This is a genomic window from Halomonas sp. 707D4 (genome assembly GCF_024158685.1).
In the GTDB taxonomy this organism is placed as follows: domain Bacteria; phylum Pseudomonadota; class Gammaproteobacteria; order Pseudomonadales; family Halomonadaceae; genus Vreelandella.
Genome location: NZ_JAMZBD010000413.1, coordinates 1 through 2,737, shown reverse-complemented (window position 1 = coordinate 2,737; position 2,737 = coordinate 1). Strand labels below are relative to the sequence as shown.

Sequence of the window (2,737 nt, the reverse complement as noted above, 5' to 3'; positions counted from 1 at the left end):
GGCGAAGCGCTCGAGCTGGCCAGCCACGCGGCTGGCCAGCATCGCGGACTTTTCCGCCTCGACGCGACCGAAGCCGGTGAGCACCGGTGCCTGCACCCGCTCGGTGACGGTGGTCACATCGACCACCGGCGCAGGCGTGGGCGGCGGCGGGCGACGCTCGATTCGCGGGGGTTGGGTGATGATCCACCAGGCCAGCGCCAGGCCTGCCGCCAGTACCACGAGCGCCAGCAGGGCACCAAAACGTACCCGGCCAGATGGGCGCGCCGGCGTTTTCTCAAGAAGGGTCATTGCCGCAGGTCATCCGTTGTGAAGACTGTCTTGAAGACCGTCGTGAAGACTAAGATGCAAGAGGATAAGCGTAGTATGCTAGCATCTACGGCTGATAAGCAGTGATTAGGCAAGCAATGTGCAAAGAGCGTGCAACCGGCCGCTCCTGGCGCCCGGCGACTTGCCCCACGATATAAGTACCGTGTGAATACCGCATTCGATCGACAGGCCCGAACGTCATGAAAAACATCGCGACCCGAGACAAATTGATCATCACCGGCGCCGAGCTGATCGCAAAGCACGGCTACAACGCCACGGGAATCAATGCCGTGCTCGGCGCCTGTGGCGTGCCCAAGGGGTCGTTCTACCACTATTTCGCCAGCAAGGAGGAGTTCGGGCTGGCGGTCATCGAATACTTCGCCAGCGACTACGCCGAGTCGCTCACCGCGCTGCTCGAAGACGAGGCGCTCGATCCCCTCGAGCGGCTGCGCCGCTACTTTGCCCAGGGGCGCACCCACATGCAGCAGTGCGACCACACCACGGGCTGCTTGATCGGCAACCTCGGCCAGGAGCTTTCCGGGCAGAGCGACGTGTTCCGCGATGCGCTGAACCAGGTGTTCCAGCGCTGGGAGCAGCGCTTCGTGAGCTGTCTCGCCGCCGCCAGGGACCAGGGACTGCTCGCCCCCGGCGCCGACATCGAGGCGCTGGCGAGCTTCGTCCTCACCGGCTGGCAGGGGGCGATGCTGCGCGCCAAGACGCTGAAGTCGCCAATGCCCATGGAGCACTTCGAGACGATCCTGTTCGAGTACGTGCTGGTGGGCTCGCCCAGGCAAAGGGCCTGATCGGTTCAGTCGACAACGCTGCATGAAAAGGGCGGCCTGCAGGCCGCCCCATGTCTCCCTTCCCGTCGCTTCAGGTGTTCAGGATCACGCCGCCGTTGAGGTGGATCGTCTGCCCGCTCATGTAGGAGGAGTCCTCGCTTGCAAGATAGACGTAGGCGGGGCCCATTTCGCTGGGCTGGCCGGCGCGCTTCATGGGGACCTGGCCGCCGAAGTTCGCTACCTTTTCATCATCCATGCTGGCGGGGATCAGCGGCGTCCACACCGGCCCCGGAGCCACGGTGTTGACGCGGATGCCGCGCTCCACCAGCGCCATCGAGAGCGAGCGCACCAACCCCTGGATCGCGCCCTTGGTGGCGGTGTAGTCGATCAGCGTATCGTTGCCCTTGAAGGCGTTGATCGACGAGGTGGCGATGATGGTGTCGCCTTCGCCCAGGTGCGGCAGGGCCGCCTTGACCAGGTAGAAGTGGCTGAACAGGTTGGTCTCGAAGGTGCGCTGGAGCTGGTCGTCCGGGATGTCGGTGACGTCGTCCCAGTCGTACTGCTCGGCGGCGTTGTTGATCACCACGTTGATCTTGCCGAACGATTCCAGCGCCTTTTGCACGATCTCGCGGGAAAATCCTGGCTTGCCCACGTCGCCCTTGATCAGCACGCAGCGCCGGCCTTCGGCCTCCACCAGGCGCTTGGTCTCTTCGGCGTCCTTGTCCTCCTCCAGGTAGGCGATCACGCTGTCCGCCCCTTCGCGGGCGTAGTGCACCGCCACGGCGCGGCCGATGCCGCTGTCGCCGCCGGTGATAATCGCCACCTTGTCGCGCAGCTTGTCGGCGCCGCGATAACCTTCGCGAATGTACTCGGGCGCCGGGCGCATGGCGTGCTCGTCGCCGGGCTGCTTGTCCTGATGCTGCGGGGGCTGCTGTTGCTCGCTCATGGCCTTCACTCCTTGTGTCTGACGAAGGGCGGCCGTCTCCGGGCCGCCGTCTGTTCACCTTAGTCGAGAGTCGCGAGAGGGCCAAACCGGCTCATGGCGATAAAGGCCGGGCGTGCGCTTAATCGTGAGCGGCGCGCTCGATTTTGCAAGCGAACCCCCGGAATTGATTGAACTATTAAGCAGGATTAAACAGGGTCTTAAAAATTATCAAAAATGATCGATATGAAAAAAGAGGGGTCAAGAAAGTCGGTCAGGAAGTTTCGATATAAAATCTATTTAATGCAAATAACTGATTTTTAATTATTTATAAATCGTTTTTTATGTAGCGGTTTTTAAATTGACAGTTACCCGGGCGTCGCTATAGTTCATCAATAGCAGTGTCGTTTCATGCATTACCATAATTAAAAAAGTCAGGTTTCGTACTCGACGTAGGGAGAGGCGGCGTCTTGGATTGACGCCAAACGTTCATGCTGCCCGGCAGGCCAGGGCGGATGATGCATGGAGGATCCCGTTGATGAACGACCAGGACAAGCATTCCCGCGATACCCACGGCGAGCGCCACGAACACGAGCGGCTCGACACCCACCGACTGAAAGAGCAGGGCCAGGCCGCGGCGCGCGATGTCTACGACGCCGCCGAGCATCAGGCCGAGCACCTCTACGATAGCCAGCGCCAGAGGTTTTCCCGCCAGGCGGCGACCTTC

2 protein-coding genes and 2 pseudogenes are annotated in these 2,737 nt (G+C 61.6%); 2 read left to right on the top strand and 2 right to left on the bottom strand.

All coding sequences use genetic code 11. The features are described 5' to 3' along the window. Positions 1–288 (bottom strand): annotated as a pseudogene (locus BIS11_RS14520) (efflux RND transporter periplasmic adaptor subunit); the annotation flags it as partial. Positions 289–506: 218 nt separating this feature from the next. Here BIS11_RS14520 and BIS11_RS14515 point away from each other — a divergent pair. Then, entirely contained in the window at positions 507–1,109 is a 603-nt protein-coding gene (locus BIS11_RS14515) for a TetR/AcrR family transcriptional regulator (RefSeq protein ID WP_253419643.1), read from the top strand. A 70-nt stretch (positions 1,110–1,179) separates the two neighbouring features. Here BIS11_RS14515 and BIS11_RS14510 read toward each other — a convergent pair whose 3' ends face one another. Next, positions 1,180–2,034, bottom strand: coding sequence for an SDR family oxidoreductase (locus BIS11_RS14510; protein WP_253419644.1), 855 nt, complete (start codon positions 2,032–2,034; stop codon positions 1,180–1,182). Positions 2,035–2,548: 514 nt separating this feature from the next. Here BIS11_RS14510 and BIS11_RS14505 point away from each other — a divergent pair. Further along, positions 2,549–2,737 (top strand): annotated as a pseudogene (locus BIS11_RS14505) (hypothetical protein); the annotation flags it as partial.